A 16986-nucleotide genomic window follows, 5' to 3' on the forward strand; every position below is an offset into this window, starting at 1 on the left:
TGGAAATCACCGCCGAGCTGGACAGCGGCACCCACGCCGTCATCGCCCGCGCCGGGACCCAGGAGAGCAGCCCGTTCCGCATCACCGTGGAAGCCGCGGCCGACGTGCCGGTCACTATTATCCAGGCCTACGACAACGTTGGCACGGCGCAGTACCTGAACAACGGCAGCGGCAAAACCGACGACACCCGTCCGACCTTCTCCGGCACCGCCGGCGCAGGCCAGCTCGTTACCCTGTTCGCGGGCGAAACGGCGCTGGGCAGCGTGCGCGCTAACGCCAGCGGCCGCTGGAGCCTGGAAATCACCGCCGAGCTGGCCAGCGGCACCCACGTCGTGACCGCGAGCACCAGCTCTCAGTCTAGCAGCCCGTTCCGCATCACCGTGGAAGCCGCGGCCGACGTGCCGGTGACCATTATCCAGGCCTACGACAACGTCGGCACGGCGCAGTACCTGAACAACGGCAGCGGCAAAACCGACGACACCCGTCCGACCTTCTCCGGCACCGCCGGCGCAGGCCAGCTTGTTACCCTGTTCGCGGGCGATACAGCGCTGGGCAGCGTGCGCGCTAACGCCAGCGGCCGCTGGAGCCTGGAAATCACCGCCGAGCTGGCCAGCGGCACCCACGCCGTCATCGCCCGCGCCGGGACCCAGGAGAGCAGCCCGTTCCACATCACCGTGGAAGTGGCGTCCGAGGTTTCTGTCACGATAGAAAATGCCTATGACAACGTTGGACATGAACAGTTTCTGAGCAGTGGAATGACCACTGATGATATGCGTCCCACATTCTATGGCAGCGCGGCTCCTGGCCACATAGTGACCTTGTACGCAGGAGAGATTGCGCTTGGCAGCGTGCGAGCCGGTGCAAATGGCCGCTGGAGCCTGGAAATCACCACCGACCTGAACATAGGCGATAACAATGTGATCGCACGCAGCGGAAGCCACGAAAGCAAGGCGTATGTGATCAACGTTGAATTGCCTGACGTTGCGTCAGTAACCATTGAAATGGCATATGATAGGGTTGGAGATACTCAATATATTAGCAGCGATAGCGGCTTCATTACGGATGACACGCGTCCGGTCTTTTTCGGAAGTGCGGACTCAAATCAGATTGTTACGCTTTATGCTGGTGATACCGTGTTAGGTAGCGTGAAAGCTGATTATTACGGCGGATGGTATCTGGAAATCACTACTGATTTGCCTGATGGATTTAACGCTATCATTGCACGTACTGAAGCCGGTGACAGCGCACCATTTACATTTACGGTGGAAGCCGCAAGCAATGTCATGACCTTTGCTGAAGTGTTGATCGATAGCGATATCTCGTTATTCAATGAAGTGTTTCAAGCTGAAATTGAAGAGAAATTAATTCTGGCTATCAATGAAGCCGATTGGAACTTCGAAAACCAGATTGTAGAAAATCATGACGCTATTACTCCGCCTATATCCTCGCTTTATAAGGATGAGCATAATTATTTAGCCGCCGAACTATAGATCCTCTCAGTTTTCGCACAGGTTAAATAACTTTAATTACGGAAGGCTGTTGAGAAAGCCTTCCGATCTTTAGAATTTTTATAGTTAAGGACTGCAAGGTTAATGGTATTAGCAATATTCTATTAATTTTTATAATTTCCCTATAATTATAATTATAATTATGAATCGCCACGGGTTTAACAGACACCTGAGAGTCATTTAAGATGACTTAAAAGAGAGGTGCCCATGAGCGGTAAACGTTATCCCGAAGAGTTCAAAATTGAAGCGGTTAAACAGGTCGTTGATCGTGGTCATTCCATCGCAAGCGTCGCCACCCGGCTTGATATCACCACACACAGTCTCTATGCCTGGGTAAAAAAGTACGGTCCTGATTCTTCCAGTAATAATGAACAGACAGATGCTCAGGCCGAGATCCGCCATCTTCAGAAAGAGTTGAAGCGGGTTACCGACGAACGGGACATATTAAAAAAAGCCGCGGCGTACTTCGCAAAGCTGTCCGACTGAGGTACGCCTTTATCCGCGACAACAGCCGTTGCTGGCCTGTTCGTTTGCTCTGTCGGGTTCTGGACGTCCATCCGAGTGGATTTTATTTCTGGCTTCAGCAGCCACATTCAAAGCGTCACCAGGCAGACCAGATGCTGACCGGGCAGATCAAGCAGTTCTGGCTTGAGTCTGGGTGTGTGTATGGTTATCGCAAGATCCATCTCGATCTGCGTGATACCGGGCAGCAGTGTGGAGTGAACCGGGTCTGGCGGCTGATGAAGCGTGCTGGAATAAAAGCTCAGGTTGGGTACCGTAGCCCAAGGGCACGTAAAGGCGAAGCCAGCATCGTGGTACCCAACAGGCTCCAGCGGCAGTTTAATCCGGGCTCACCGGATGAGCGTTGGGTGACGGACATAACCTACATCCGAACCCACGAAGGCTGGCTTTATCTGGCCGTGGTGGTTGACCTGTTCTCCCGTAAAGTTATCGGCTGGTCAATGCAACCCCGCATGACTAAAGAGATTGTCCTGAACGCATTACTTATGGCGGTGTGGAGGCGTAATCCTCAAAAACAGGTACTGGTTCACTCTGATCAGGGCAGTCAGTACACGAGCCATGAGTGGCAATTTTTCCTGAAATCACACGGTCTGGAAGGCAGCATGAGTCGTCGCGGTAACTGCCACGATAACGCGGTTGCGGAAAGCTTTTTCCAGCTACTGAAACGCGAACGGGTTAAGAAAAAGATCTACGGAACACGGGAAGAAGCCCGCAGCGATATTTTTGATTACATCGAAATGTTTTATAACTGTAGGCGTCGGCATGGTTCGAGCAATCAGATGCCACCGGCAGAATACGAAAACCAATATTATCAACGGCTCGGAAGTGTCTAGATTATCTGTGGCGATTCAAATTTCGTTCAAACCTAACGCTTTGCATATCTGCCAAAATCATGCACTTTTCTCTCCGTTTTCTAATTCTATGCTAACAGCAATGTTTTAAGACGTGACAGTGTTACGTCCGATGTGCAATAACGTTTTTACCCTAAATAATCAGATCCTAAGACTCCTCCCCGGCTAATTTGGTCAAGAATCATACTCATTGTGTGATGAGGACTTGCTGTAAATGATGACCACTATAGAGAGTAATGACCGCTATGGAGAGTAAGAGCGCTGTCTGTTCGAATGACTGCTATGGAGAGTGATTATCGATATGAATTCAAAGACTGCTATGGAGAGTATTCGGAGAGTATAGGTATTTGTCTCGGTCAAGATGCTTAGGACCGAGTGCAACTTACGAGAGTCAATAATTAGTGTTAGTGCCTACTAACATCACTGCTTACAAGGGTTGCGGGGTTAGTGACTACCAGGGCGGTTGAGAATATTGGCCGAATATAGTCGGCTTATACTCTATATAGCAGTCGTTTTGAAACAGAGAACATTTCATTTCCTCACTATAGCGGTTAAGAAGATTACATCACAAATGACTGCTTTAGCGAGTGAATTGGGGATTCTCGAACCATCTCTCCCACGTAAATGACCGCTATAGAGAGAGGCATCTCTCTATAGCGGTCAACAAACCAGGAAGTGATGAGCCTCTTTCTAAAACCGACTGATTGCGGAAGATGAGGATTAATTCTTTTTGCTCTTCCTGATGGTTTCAAGCATTGCGAGTTCTTCTTCTGACAACATCACCATTTTGCCGGCCGGCTCCTTCTTGGCTTTTGGAGCCGCCCTCGCCTTCACCGGCTTCTTAGCGGGTGCGATTTCAACTTCATTATCCAGTTCATCTTCAAGTTCAGGAAGACTGATTGGGATGTTTGCAGGTCTGAGCTTCGGCTGACGATAGTGGATCGAAAAGTAGATCGTCGATCCTCGTTTGAACTCTGTGTAATCGAGATAACCGATCTCTTTCAGCTGCTCCATAGCCCTTCTTACAGTGGCGTATTGAGTATTAGGCCGAGAGGTCAAATTTAACCGAGCCTGGAGGCGCTGCATGGACACCGGGGCGGGATCTGGGGGTAAGCTCTCGATGAAGGTGTAAAGTGCCTGTGCAGACTCCTTACGCGCTAATTCGTTGATAGCTCGAAGCTGGAGCAACACCTTGCGATCAAATTGATAGAGTTCAAAGATCTTAGGATCGGCTTGCAGGGTCACAGTGTCATTTTTGACACTGTATTTTGCTGACTGAACCAGGTGCGTCACGTAGTACTCACCCTCTTTGTTGGCAAAGTGGATGGTATTCGTTGCAATACGTGTCAGAGAGGCTTCCAGACGCGTTCTAAGCTTCGCAGACGAGCGTAATGATGGGATGCCACAGAGTTTGGCGAAATCAACGAAAGGAAGCGTTACGCTATCTCCCAGCACTTTATACTTCGCAAAGGCATGAATGATCCCGACCCATGCTTTGAAGTCGTTATCCATATCAAGACGTGCACCCGTGATCTTGATATTTTCATAACCTTCAGCCTTTACGATCGTCAGCTGTTTCAGCTCATCGGTGACGTCCATTGTAGACATCTGATTTTTACGACCATTTGCAGTGGATTTAAGCGTGGGAACAAATAGACCCAGCCTCATCAATGCAACAGGCTGAACAGTATTATTACTGTTAGGTGTTAGGTGAACAACTTCACCGGTTCGTTTGTCTGTTTCACTGAAAGCATCAGCTATCAGATTGATTTCTTGTTCTTTTTTCGGCATTTGGAAAATCCGTGATTTGAACAAGCGATAGTCGCCGTTACTCGTTACAGTGGATACTATCACTCACTACAGCGGTTATTCTACTCACTATAGCGGTTTAATTACTCTCTATAGTAGTCTTTCTACTCGCTATAGCAGTCAGCGATCAACGCTAAAGCCTTGTCCAGCAAGGCATCAGAGCGATCCGGGATCTGTTTGGAACATATAGGTTCTTATTAGGATCTGTTATTGGATCTATGCAGTTGATAACTTTAAAACCAATAAATTGCCCATTTTGCGTGCTGTTTTCGGTGCATAACTATTTAAAACTTAGAACACAGAAAATGTAGTGGTTTAACCGAACCTACGAGCAGCAGGTGTTTGACCATAATTTCGATTAACTGGCTTATTAACAAGCAAATCAGCTCGTTACTCACTATAGCAGTCATGATGTTCTCTCTATATTGGTCATCTTTGCTCTCTATAGCAGTCAAGATGCTCGTTATATTGGTCATTACACTCACTACAGCAGTCATCGACAGGCGTTTAGCACACTGATAGCAAGGCCTGTGGCGTTGTCGGGATCTGTTTAGGATCTCTATGGGATCATATTAGGATCAAGTTATTGGATCTGACCTGTGGATAATGGGGATAAATAAAGGAACTCTATAAGCCTGTAAGCTTTATCCACTCATACGTCTCAAAGGGTAAGAATTGGCCTCTCTGATGACTGGTCATAGCATTGATACAGTGAGTACATACGGGGAATACTGTGGTTTGTGCTTGTAATAATTGAGGATTTCTACTGAGCTTGTACTAAACACCGCTTCTAACAGAGCTCATATAACAGTACTGATGCCTGGCTTCTGGATCATAAACGCGTTGTTAACTTTCAACAGCAACTCATGATGACTGCTATAGAGAGAAGATGACTATTGTAGTGAGTATCCACATTAGCCTTCGTTCCAATGAGTTGGTATGGGTTTACTTAGGTGTGAGTAGCTCGTGCAACGCTAAAGACCGCTGTAGTGAGTAACTTACTCGCTATAGTAGTCATTTGGATTGAGATTACCCATGACATACACTTTCCGTTTTCAACAAAATCTAGCTCGTCAGGCCTTTCACATTCCCTGTAAGCAGTAACAAGTGGCGACACTTGATAGTGTTGAGTGCCGTCTCATTCCTTCTCAATGCCATGATAAATTTCATTTTTAATTGATCACTTGTGTAGATGCTTACCTACACATCGATCAGATCAACCGCCATTAATGGGGGAATCCAATAAGCATCAAGTGAAATCTTCAAAATAGTAGAAGCAGGATTTGTTGAGAGAATGGCGTAATAAAAGGGCTGTTAAAAGAATATGAGTGATGACTTAGATCTGTTAGAACAAGAGAAAGTAATCAGTAACTTACTGATGTAAATACGTATAATACACTTCTCTTTTAATGGGTTAGAAAACTTTTGAACTCTACCTTGGAACACTTTTTTTATACATCCCCAACATTATTTTGCTCAGCAACACCTCTTCTTGCCGGCTTTAAAGCATCAGCTGTACCGCAAAACCGTAGTAACAGGCGGTTTAAAAATTAATTTCCCAAGGCATTAAACACACGAATTTTCCACTAAAAGTCTCATATCTAAGTACGTCAAATGATGGAATTGAAGAGCCGACTCTACAGTGTTTGATGAACAATCAGCGAGCTGGGGGTCATTAGTTTGAATCAGACCCCGGGCACTAAACCTCGTGAACGCTATATCATCTTGAGACGATTGCCCGAGTCTATAGCCTAATCATCCCGATCTAATGCTAGCTGGCACATAATGGCGATGCTCAACAGAACCGTAATTTAAAATTCTAGCGAAGCCGTAATGGCCTTCCCTACTTTCCCCCATTGTTTAAACCTCGGGGATTTTACTAGCCCCTGATTTGATGCCATTCCACATCATATGTTCTTGAGTCGATGTAGCCTAGCAACCTCAAATGGTAAAATGAACGCTTGTGGCAGGTAGCTGGTGAATTCAAGTTGACCGTAGCACTGAGCATAACCTGAAATGTGGTTACACCTTGAAATGACAAATTGATGCTTAGGGGCAATTTTACTCACTAATTTGTGACGCGTTCTGGAGAATTCTGCAGAGGATTGGTGCAGTGAAGCCACTAAAATTCACGTAGCGACGTCAGTGCTAATAAACGATTGTTTTTAAGGGATTCTTACAGGGAAATACAAATACAGCACAAGAAATGGGGCAAAATTATGTTTAAATCAACCTTCAGCTTTTTTGCACGTTATCTCCCCCACCCTAACCAAGCTATCCACTCTTAGTTCTGAATCAAACGATTTTATTTCACCGTAGCAAAAGTTATGACATTCGTATCGGCTTTGGTATGCATGACGTAATGCACTTTGATGGATACCTCCTTTTGTTAGCCATGTCGACATTAGGATTGTGAGGCTATCCCCAAAAAGAGATGTTTTCCGATGAACAGATCATCAGCTTTTTCCACACGGCTGAAGCCTTGGTAACTATCTGCAAGCACGCCATTTCAGACACGACCTCTTCTATCCGGTGTAAGAAGTTTGTCGGCATCGAATCGCTTAAGTGAAGCTCATTAAGTTAAGAAAACAATTCCCGGCTCATGAATCTGCTTGCCGAAGTCATACTGGCTTAAGAGGCGTTTCAGATGGCTCTGATCCAAAAGCACTGACGATAGATAAATCACGGAAAGCCGTGGAGTTTACATGTGTGACCGGCCTGTTGCAGTGACTTACCTTCAGGCTCTTTGATTTGTCCATGTACAACTGCCTCTAAAAGTCACAGCGTCCAGCTCCTTGTACCTTTTAAAAGACGCATCAATGAACTGTATTTCGAATGCCGGCGCTTTAGTTATCGCTTTATCTGGTGGCTTTTGATGCGTGAAGATCTATATGTCACTTACAAGAGAGTGAACGGCATTTATCATTCTAACGCCCTTAACGAGAAGCGTAGGCAGCAGTGTAATAAGCTGGTGGCCGAATGGCTTCCACTTTTTTTTACGGATGCACTGAACCTGGTCAGGTTGATGAAGTTCATCATGGACGCACTCGTCAGCTGTCGCCGTATTAATTACCTGACCAGTGTAAATGATTACACGGATGCGAGCCGGACTATCACCGCTGCTTTACGGATTTCAGGTGTTCAGGTCACATATATTCTGGACAGTATCGTGCTGTTACGTAGCTACCCGGTGACGACAAGGACTGTTCAGAGATCGGCATTTACCTGCAAGACTCTTAAAACATAATATAGAACCAAGACTCATCCAGCCGGGTCAGCCGAAACAGAACGGATCTAATGTGAGTCCAAATGGAAGATTAAGAGATGATTGCCTGAATGAGCTAAGTTATCAGCGAGAATAATTACGGTAGAAATACGATTGATGAGTGTCGGCAGGATAATAACAAGTGCAGTCCATATTCGGCGTTGAATTGCCAGACTCAAACTGAATGTGCCGCGGTCAGGCACAACGGGAATTATTATGGAATGATGACCTGAATAAGGAAGTAAAGCTTGGGATATGGGTATGACGCGCCGATTATAAGTTACACCTATCCTCCCCCCTCTTTTCCACTTTACGTTTCACATAGAGCTGAACTTGTTAGTTTAATGATTTTTAGATGAGTTTAATGGGAATTTCAATGTGAAATATTTTTGTTTTTTGTATGTATTACAATGGGTTAGAGTGATTTTGGGGCGGGTTTTTGATTGAATTCGAAAGAGGTACAGCTTCAGTTAATTAAGCTGTGCCTCTTTTTGATGCATGCTAGCTATCACCTTCAGCTTGCATGCGTGCTATCACAGCTTTAACAGCAGCATCTAGTTCTGCTTGATAGGTCGCCGGGAGGCGTGAGAACTCATATGTAACCAATCTTTTTTCACTGTCGGTTTTCTTGCGGGCGAACTGTTTCTTGTCCTTAAAGTCAGCTATTTTTTCCGTGACGACTTGCTTGGGACCGCGCTTGTTTTTCACACCGGCATTTTCTTCACGGAAATAAGCGATGATTTTCGCTTTTGCACTCGGATCTTCAGGTGCATAAGATACATCATTATTTATGCGTTCTTGCACCGCTGCAGTGAGTTGCTCAATGGTTATATGCTGGGTCTTAGCTTTGTCAGCAATATCCAGCAATGTCTGATAATCGTTGATGGACAACTCACTAACTGAAGGAAAGACGGCGATCATTTCGTCTGGTACTGCTGCGGCTTGATATGCTCTGGTGACTTTGGCTGCAGACAACCCTTCAGCTTCTGCAATATCAGACTTATTCATATCTTCTGGATACATCAACTGAAGACGCCTTCCAAGCTCACGAAGCGTATGCTCCTTGGCTGTTTGGATATCGATGGCAAGCTGACGCGCATCAGCAAGGCTAATTTCGTCACTGGTGACCAATACTTCAAATGAGGCGTCATTAAAAATGCATGCGGCACGTCGGCGTGAACCATCCAGAACCTCGATTCGCCCATCCATTTCGCGGCCAATAGCCGGGAAGAACTGCTGTAATTTTATGGTCCGGGCAATATCACTAACTGATTCCGGGGTCAGAAACGCTTGGTCGCGACCATTTATCGCTGCATCTACAAAGGTAGTTGACTCAATCTCATCATGAAGCACCCTTGTAAGGATGAAGCTTGCTTCTGCGCCTGATTTTAAAGTGAAAACGCGTTCGCCATCGATTTCATTCAGCGTTTTAGAGAAACCGGTTTTACCAAATTGGCGGCCAAGTTTTACCATCGGTTTTTTCACTTTATACCTCTTATAAACTCAATTCGCTTGAATACAGCTTGCGTAAAACGCTCAGCTTCGCGTTTCGCATTCTTAAGGGCTTCAGCACTACCTGGATAAGAGTGAGGATCTGCGCTGACAATGGTGTCGAAACTCTCACCGCAACGCTCAAAGCCATCAAGGCGCGGTAGTGAGGCGTCGAGAATGTAGGACGTAAACACATCACGAGCCAGACCATGCGTCATTTCATGATCTCGCTTAGACGTCATTTTCGACATAAAACCGATATTACCTTTGATGCGGGGAGTGATGCCCTCCTCCTCCAACTGCTCAAGCATCTCGGGTAGGCGCGTCAGATACTTTAGCGTAGAGTGAAAATCTACCTGTGCCGGCGGCGTAGGAGTTAACAGTAAATCGCTGGCGGCAATGGCGTTAAGCATGAAGGCATCTAGATGCGGACCCGTATCAATAAAGATGAAGTCATAGTCTTGGCCAACACGATCAATAATATTCCGGCGCAATACATCAGAGGGAAGAACACCCGGTAAATGCTGATTAACCAGGTCATTCCATTGGCTGGCAATAAAGCCATCGTCAATCGAAGCTGGGATGACATCCACGCCGGGAATGATGGTCGGCTTGATGATATCTTCTTTGATTTGTTCAGCATCCAGATCATTCAACATTGCCTGAGCTGCTGTCTCGACGATTGAGCCAATACTATTCGTATGATTAAGGAACATGGTGCTGGATGCCTGTGGATCGAGGTCAATCACCAGCGTACGCAGGTCATATTGTAATAGGTCTGGGTGAACACGCAGGCCATGAGCAAGGGTGACCGTGGTGACTGTTTTTGATACGCCACCTTTAAGGTTAACCACGAATACTACAAACGGCCCTTCGCCTGCATGAATATCGCGATACTTTGGCACTTTGCGATGAGCGTAAATATCAACCACATCCTGGATGGTTAATGCATAGTGCTTGGCATTACCGGCGTCCTTTTTGCCAAACACATGCCCTTTAGATTCCATTTCTTCTACCGCTTGCTCAACAGCACGGCGGCTAAGCTTAGGTAGATTAGCTACCGAATTTCGCGTGAATGTCTGGAAATACTGATCGAGGCCGTATTCGGTACGTCTATCAGTTATGTCATCACTCATGCTGCGAAGCATGGCATTTGCCCTACGTGCTGTTACGTCTACCCCACCGTAATTACTTTTCATTACTCCGCTCCGTTGGTAACTTTTGCAGCCAGTGTACAGCTTATGATGTTGCGTGCAACTTTTAACGATATTCTTTTAAAAGTTGTACCGAACATGAGATGTTGATCCCACTCATCTTTGCTTATCCGGCAGCCTTCTTCCTTCTATAAGCTAAGGCCATTCGGTCAATGGTGATGCGATTTGCTGCACCCTCCCCCTCTTCTCTTAATTCCGAGTACGTGATGAAAAATCGCAAAATCACCCATGGTCATTTCAATCCTAACTATATGAAAATAATGATTTTTTGTTTTTTATTTCAAATTGAAATTCCCTTGAGCATTTGCGTTTCCCCCGCCAGTTGAAGCGAAGTGATACCTTGTTATCCTATCAAACATTTGGATATGATTTCTTAAATGTCTTTCATCAGGATGACGTACATTCAAGGTTATTGCTCTACTCACTCGTGCAGTTTTATAGCGGCAAATAGACCGTGGGTTTCCATATTTTTATTCTGCTTCTACAGACCTATAACCAATCTTGGCAATAGTGAAATTATAGATACAATGCCCTATCAAATGGAATGTTCAGGATGGATTCATGGCAATGATAAAGGCTTCAGTTCTACTTTCTCTTCTATCACTTTTCGCTTTCGACGCGAGCAGCGCTGAGTGTTCACCTCAGCAAGTTCAAAGTAACAAGATGAATAATTTCATTCTCTTTGATGAGCAGCCTTCGGCTGACACTCCTAAAGCAATGGTACTAACCATCAAAAGCCGTGATGGTTTCATCCACAGTTCAGTTTCAGCTATTTTCAGCCGTTGCGGAGAATTGATAAAAGCAGAGTTCGCTAAGGAAAAGAACTACCAAACGGGAAGTCGAGTGCTAACGGCGACCTACTCTGCCGAAATCAACAAAAAAGAGTATGGCTGGAAAACAAATTTGAAGTTTGATAATGCCATGACTGATACAGACTCAAAAAAGAGAACCGAACTCTTTAGCCAGCAAGTTGAGGGCGTGATCTTATTAGGGAAAAATGGAGTAATAAGTAAGTCAGGCGAAAGATTTGAGGCAACGACAGGAAATCTAAATCAAATTGGAGTAGCGAATACATCTTACCGTTTCGATGCGATTGGGCGGTTACTGAGCACGGATAGAAGAAGTAATCTTCGTTCAGATAATGCTAAAACAATCTATGAGTATGATGCCAGTGGACGACTCCTTCAGAAGCGCTCAGCGTCAGTATTGGACATTTATTCCTATGATCAATCAGGTAGAGAGTTCAGTTTAACTTCTACAGCGACCTATTTCACCATAGAGAAGACAGTGACCACGTGCCACGAATGGAATGAATTGGGTAAATGCATATTGGCACACCAGCGTATAACGATAACCACTCCCAATGCCAAGTCTGGAGTTAGTTCTGTTCAGAAACATGATGCTATCATCAAAACATCAATCACCTATTGGGAGTGATCATAGACGTAGAACAGAACTATTTCAGATGGGTTTATGTGAGTAATGGCGCCACGTTGGGAGGTAAAAGTACTAACTTGTGTCGAAACCAATTAATAGCATTAGAGAGCTTAGGGAGCTGCTTACAAAAATGCCCCGCCGACATTCAGCGTTCTTACAATTTCAACCAGATTGAAAAGGCCTGGAAGATGAGTGTCATTCCAGGCCAATGGTGCGTGATGAATTGATTCTCACATTGGAAACACTGCAGGTATGTAGTTCATTGCGTGAACCTCTTCGTCGACATTTCGATTTCCTTGTTCCTGGGAAATCGAAAGAGACCGGGTGTTAAGTTTAACGCTCACTGAAAATGGTTATAACCATGATCCTGATGCATTGAACATCGCCTCCGCGTCATAGGGTTCAGGAGTGTGAACAATCTTTATTATTTTCTGCTAGTGCGGAGGTACCGCTAAATTGGCGATCAGATATTTACGCTCAATGGGCATCTCATCTTTTAGCGTGCTGTCATGCTCTAATACACTCTGGCTACAGGAATCTCGTTCCAGTTGGTAGTCCAGGCGTTACTCAACAATTCACGTTTCATTTTCCACTCTGTATCGACACCCTGACCAGCAAACCATACATTGCCAAGTCCGGACTGGTTGATACCATCCAGAACCTTCATGAGCTTTTCGCTGTTGGCCCGAGGTTGATTTTCATCGAACAGATTTAACTGGCTCACTCCATTAGGCGTAAAATCATCGAGCATAACGCCGGCTTTCATATACCTTTTTCCTTCAAGCCAGATTTGATCAAGGGACTTCATCGCAACATCAATGATCTCTCTGGTATCTTGCGTAGGAAGCGAAAGCTTCATACCTGCAGTGTTGCCATAATAGATCTCATTGTGTGCATGGGGTGACGTTTGAATGAACATGCTGACATGGCGACAGTACTGACGTTCACCGCGTAGTTTTTCTGCTGCGCGCGTTGCGTACTGGCAAAGTGCTTGCTGCATGGCAAACTTCGTTGTGATGCGTTCACCAAAGCTACGACTACAAACGATTTGCTGCTTGGCTAGAGGAAGCTCTTCCAAAGGTATGCAGGATTCGCCGTTAAGCTCTCGCACAGTACGCTCCAGAACAACGCTGAAGTTGTCACGGATGAATTTAGGATGAGCGCGTGAGAGATGGAGCGCGGTTTCAATCCCCAGCAGATTAAGTCTTTTAGCTATTCGTCGGCCAACTCCCCAAATCTCCTCAACAGGCTGATTTTTTAAAAGAGTAGTGGTGCGCTTTGGATTGCTGGGCGTTAGCGCCAGTACTCCGCGGAATTGTTTCCACTCTTTACTTGCCCATTGAGCCGATTTGGCCAGTGTTTTTGTGGGGCCCATACCCACGCCTACGGTTAGTCCCGTAGTATCAAGTACGTGTTTACGCAGACGTCGGCCGAAATCTTCAAAGTTTTCGCACCCGTCTATGCCCGTCAGATCCAGAAACATTTCATCAATACTGTATTGCTCAACCCTTGGTGTGATCTCTTCAAGAGCGGTCATTACACGCTGAGACATCGAGTGGTAAAGGGCATAGTTGCTACTGAAAACATAAATCTTTTCGGGGTATTCTTGCGCCTTAATCTGAAACCACGGTGCGCCCATTTTGACGTATTTTTTTGCTGTGGCACTTCGGGCGATAACACATCCATCATTATTACTAAGAACGACAACGGGTTTACCGCGTAAGTCTGGACGAAAGAGAGCCTCGCAGCTGGCATAAAATGAGTTAACATCCGCCAATCCAAACATTGGCATGTTTACCTCCTACGGGCTCTTGTGCTGCTAAAAAACCAGGTAACAACGCCAAGAAGCTGTAGTTCATCTGGATAGATCGCGGAGTAAGCCGGATTCATCGGCAATAGTGCCAGGCGAGGGTGTAACTGCAAACGCTTAACAGTGAACTCTCCAGCGACTTCGGCAATAACGATATCGTTATGGTTAGCTTCTTCAGCGCGATCGACAACCATGACGTCGCCATCAAATAATCCAAGCTCCTCCATACTGCTGCCACTGGCACGTACAAAGAAAGTGGAAGCACGCCGACGTATACATAACTCATTGAGATCGAGTTCCGACTCAACATAGTCCTGAGCAGGGGAGGGAAATCCTGCTGAACAAGCGTCAGCAAACAAGGGGATTTTCAGCGGTGGACTATAGTTTGGTGCCCAGAGAAACGTTAATCCGCTCGCGTAAGTGGCCGGTTTCATAGCTCGGCACTCCGATATAAAGTCCTAAAAATCATTGCTGTTGTGTGCTTGTCGTACATAAAAGGCCCTCCCAAATAACACTGTTTATATGTACAGTATTAAGGATGGGAGTTTATCTGGCAAGAGGAGTGATGCGGTAGAAAGTCTGATGAGTACGCAGATCGCTGATGGTAGTGATCTTTTTTTTACATTTCGATATGTGGTATCTGCTTGGCCAATGATTATCTCCTGTAAGTTAGGCTAGACCGTGACCGTTCTAAGGAACAGCGCAGTAGGATCAGGAAAGTATCCGGAGTTAAAAAGTCTATTTTTTAAAGGGTGGTGAGCAATTGCGGGACACACGAATCGGGGCAGGGGAGTAGCAGCCAACGAGAAATCGGCGCTGTTCGGTTTCGTGACCTCCGGCAGGAAGGGCAGGCTACAGAACATGCCTTCGCAACAGGGGCGGCTTTCGTCGCACTCACTATAGGTTTGATGGTGGCAGTTGATTTTCTTTTCCTGAAATAATCGTCTAAGTACAAAACCACCTTTGTGTGTTCTTGTGATGCCTCCCTTACGCAGATCCTGCTGCGGGCGTACCCTGATGGAATATTAGCGTCCAGACATCTTCTGATGAGCGAACCCAGCATGACGCGCGTAGTGAAGCTTTGGCGCCGTTACTCTCAAATGTTCTGTAGTGCAGTATCGCGCTGCACTCTGTCGTGGTTATGAGCTGAAAGTCATCGCTGATAATGATAGGGGCAACTCTTTCCTGGACTAGCGATGCTAACGTCTCAGCACGATTAACCGATATTCCCGAGCGTGTGATTTCACAAAAATCAGGATGAAGTCGTTGTTCTAACCAGTTGCGATCATGACGTTTCTCACCATGAAAGCTGCATTCCAGGGCTTTCAGCTTATCCAGTAGCATTTTCTCATCCTCTTAGCTTTAAATCTAAACCGTCTAGCTTGGAAACTTTTCATCATCAGTGCTCAGCATCAGTGCGATTGATGTGAAGGATGATGCCCACCATAGAGTTGAGTTCATTCTCAGGATAGTGTTCGCGCATACCCATTAACAGTACATCATCAGTCCATTCGCTCTGTTTATCTTGATATGTGGCGACTGATGATAACGACATGCTTTTAACTTCAGTCACTATTACCAAAGCCGTCTAGGAGCTGTCTGAGGCATTTACGTGAAGCATTGGGCCAGGGATAACTCCTTGTCATGCCATCTTATGGTACGAGATTTCAATCCTGATCGAACGTCAGAAAGCAGGCGTGGAACGAGTGGAGGGCGCTGCATCAATCCTCGGTCAATGATCTGTGTGGGTCACTCATTGTAGTGCTTTGAGACGTATTTATAAGTTATGCCTATCAGCGAGATAATTAGCACGATCACAATACCAGAATTTATTGTTAATATTGCAATGGTAACAATGGTTATTATTATTCCATCGAAAGCGAACAAGCTTTCAACCATACACACTAAGGAATATGACCATGAAAACTATCAAAGCAATGTCTATCGCCGCTGTAGCCGCTCTTTCACTGATGTCAGCAGCGAGCTTCGCGCAAAGCGTTACAGCTACTTCCCTGACACTTGATGGTGCTGAAGCGAAAATCGCTGCACAGGCTCAGCAGCAGGGTCAGCAGTACAAAATTCTTGAAGCCAGCAACGGCAACGTTGTTCACATGACCGCTGAGCTTTATAAATAACAGATGGTCGCAAAAGGAAGTGCCGGAAGAGGTCGCCCTATGGGCGGCCTTTTTCGCATCTTAACTAGCTTAAATGTCTTACTAAGCGTTATAGCCGGAATATGACAACCTCAGGATTCGTGACATAAAATAAGAATGTTGAATCGTGTAAAGTTCAAAGGGCTTATAAAACTCAAGCTGAGTGTTAAGCAACCCGTTTAATCTGTTGAAGTAATGGCATTTTAACACTCCAACGACTCCCAATCTTCACAGCAGCAGCGCGTTATTCGCCACTTAAAACACTGTATCGTCAGTTTTCTGGATAAGCTCCTTTCCCTGATTTTTGGGGCTGCCGACTTTGGCGGTCACAGGGTGCCATAGGAAACTGTTTTCAGGCAGGGCTGCCTTTTTTGCAATCAACTCTGCTTCTTTGGAAGAAGTGTCCGAGCTTAACCATTCTCTGACGGCATCAGCAGTAAGCACCAGAGGTCTTCGGTCATGAATATCCACCATGCCCTCATTACTTGAGGCGGTTACGATCAGAAATCCTTCATGGCCGTGCGGGTTATCAAAGGGATCTTTACCGATGGCAGCGAAGAACAGGGGCTCATGGCTTTAGTGGTGAATAAAATAGGGCTGCTTTTTGTTTCCGCTTCGTTTCCATTCATACCAGCCATCGGCTGGTACCACCGCGCGACCGTGATTCCACAGCGGTTTAAACATCCGGCTCGAGGCCGCGGTTTCTACGCGGGCGTTGATTAATGGCTGTTTATCCCACCACTCAGGACCATATCCCCAGTATACAGGATCGAGTTTGAGCTCACCGTCGCGCTAGTTAATCAGCAGTACATTAGTGCCAGGCGCTACGTTGTAACGCCCTATGGATTCTGGGTCATGGATGTAATCGCTATCGTCGACCCCTAGCGCGTCAAAGTAGGTATCGCTGTAGTGGTCAACAAAAACTG

Annotated in this window: 9 protein-coding genes and 2 pseudogenes; 5 read left to right on the forward strand and 6 right to left on the reverse strand. The window is 45.9% G+C overall.

Going from position 1 to position 16986, the window contains the following annotated elements; translation table 11 throughout:
* The coding region (locus tag HX773_RS21320) for an Ig-like domain-containing protein (protein WP_176973214.1) at positions 1 to 1490 on the forward strand (1490 nt) is incomplete at its 5' end.
* 225 nt (positions 1491 to 1715) lie between these two features.
* Positions 1716 to 2863 (forward strand): IS3 family transposase gene (locus tag HX773_RS21325; protein ID WP_176973215.1). Its coding sequence is split into 2 segments (ribosomal slippage): positions 1716 to 1953 and positions 1953 to 2863, totalling 1149 coding nucleotides; the frame shifts between segments, so codons are not numbered across the junction.
* A 738-nt stretch (positions 2864 to 3601) separates the two neighbouring features.
* Here the strand turns inward: HX773_RS21325 and HX773_RS21330 are convergent.
* Positions 3602 to 4672 carry a RepB family plasmid replication initiator protein gene (locus HX773_RS21330; protein ID WP_176973216.1) on the reverse strand — a complete coding sequence of 357 codons (1071 nt, stop codon included), beginning with the start codon at positions 4670 to 4672 and terminating at the stop codon, positions 3602 to 3604.
* Between the two features lie 2452 nt (positions 4673 to 7124).
* Here HX773_RS21330 and HX773_RS21335 point away from each other — a divergent pair.
* Positions 7125 to 8188, forward strand: a pseudogene (locus HX773_RS21335) (integrase core domain-containing protein).
* Between the two features lie 268 nt (positions 8189 to 8456).
* On the opposite strand, the gene HX773_RS21340 reads toward HX773_RS21335, so the two are convergent.
* Together HX773_RS21340 and HX773_RS21345 are read right to left on the reverse strand one after the other, a co-directional pair.
* Positions 8457 to 9440: a ParB family protein gene (locus HX773_RS21340; RefSeq protein WP_176973217.1), complete on the reverse strand. Its 984-nt coding sequence runs from the start codon at positions 9438 to 9440 to the stop codon at positions 8457 to 8459.
* Positions 9437 to 10645, reverse strand: a complete 1209-nt coding sequence (locus HX773_RS21345; protein WP_176973218.1) for an AAA family ATPase — start codon at positions 10643 to 10645, stop codon at positions 9437 to 9439. The genes HX773_RS21340 and HX773_RS21345 overlap by 4 nt, the downstream gene beginning before the upstream one ends.
* 576 nt (positions 10646 to 11221) lie before the next feature.
* Between HX773_RS21345 and HX773_RS21350 the strand changes: the two genes are divergently transcribed.
* Positions 11222 to 12097 (forward strand): hypothetical protein, encoded by an 876-nt coding sequence (locus tag HX773_RS21350; protein ID WP_176973219.1) that lies wholly within the window; start codon positions 11222 to 11224, stop codon positions 12095 to 12097.
* 514 nt (positions 12098 to 12611) lie between these two features.
* Here the strand turns inward: HX773_RS21350 and umuC are convergent.
* Positions 12612 to 13883 carry a translesion error-prone DNA polymerase V subunit UmuC gene (gene umuC / locus HX773_RS21355; RefSeq protein ID WP_176973223.1) on the reverse strand — a complete coding sequence of 424 codons (1272 nt, stop codon included), beginning with the start codon at positions 13881 to 13883 and terminating at the stop codon, positions 12612 to 12614.
* An 8-nt stretch (positions 13884 to 13891) separates the two neighbouring features.
* On the reverse strand, positions 13892 to 14341 hold the full coding sequence (umuD, locus tag HX773_RS21360) for a translesion error-prone DNA polymerase V autoproteolytic subunit (RefSeq protein ID WP_176973220.1): 450 nt from the start codon (positions 14339 to 14341) through the stop codon (positions 13892 to 13894).
* 1485 nt (positions 14342 to 15826) lie between these two features.
* Between umuD and HX773_RS21365 the strand changes: the two genes are divergently transcribed.
* A complete protein-coding gene (locus HX773_RS21365; RefSeq protein ID WP_101761856.1) occupies positions 15827 to 16042 on the forward strand; it encodes a YdgH/BhsA/McbA-like domain containing protein in 216 nt (71 codons plus the stop codon).
* A 273-nt stretch (positions 16043 to 16315) separates the two neighbouring features.
* Here the strand turns inward: HX773_RS21365 and HX773_RS21370 are convergent.
* Positions 16316 to 16986, reverse strand: a pseudogene (locus HX773_RS21370) (SOS response-associated peptidase family protein); the annotation flags it as partial.

This window comes from Pantoea sp. B9002 (genome assembly GCF_013385945.1).
Taxonomy (GTDB): Bacteria; Pseudomonadota; Gammaproteobacteria; order Enterobacterales; family Enterobacteriaceae; genus Pantoea.

What these genes read in the sequence shown, in the direction of transcription:
- HX773_RS21330 (WP_176973216.1), bottom strand. Translation starts at nt 4,672, where the DNA reads ATGCCGAAAAAAGAACAAGAAATCAATCTGATAGCTGATGCTTTCAGT.
- HX773_RS21345 (WP_176973218.1), bottom strand. Translation starts at nt 10,645, where the DNA reads ATGAAAAGTAATTACGGTGGGGTAGACGTAACAGCACGTAGGGCAAAT.
- HX773_RS21350 (WP_176973219.1), top strand. Translation starts at nt 11,222, where the DNA reads ATGGCAATGATAAAGGCTTCAGTTCTACTTTCTCTTCTATCACTTTTC.
- umuC (WP_176973223.1), bottom strand. Translation starts at nt 13,883, where the DNA reads ATGTTTGGATTGGCGGATGTTAACTCATTTTATGCCAGCTGCGAGGCT.
- umuD (WP_176973220.1), bottom strand. Translation starts at nt 14,341, where the DNA reads ATGAAACCGGCCACTTACGCGAGCGGATTAACGTTTCTCTGGGCACCA.
- HX773_RS21365 (WP_101761856.1), top strand. Translation starts at nt 15,827, where the DNA reads ATGAAAACTATCAAAGCAATGTCTATCGCCGCTGTAGCCGCTCTTTCA.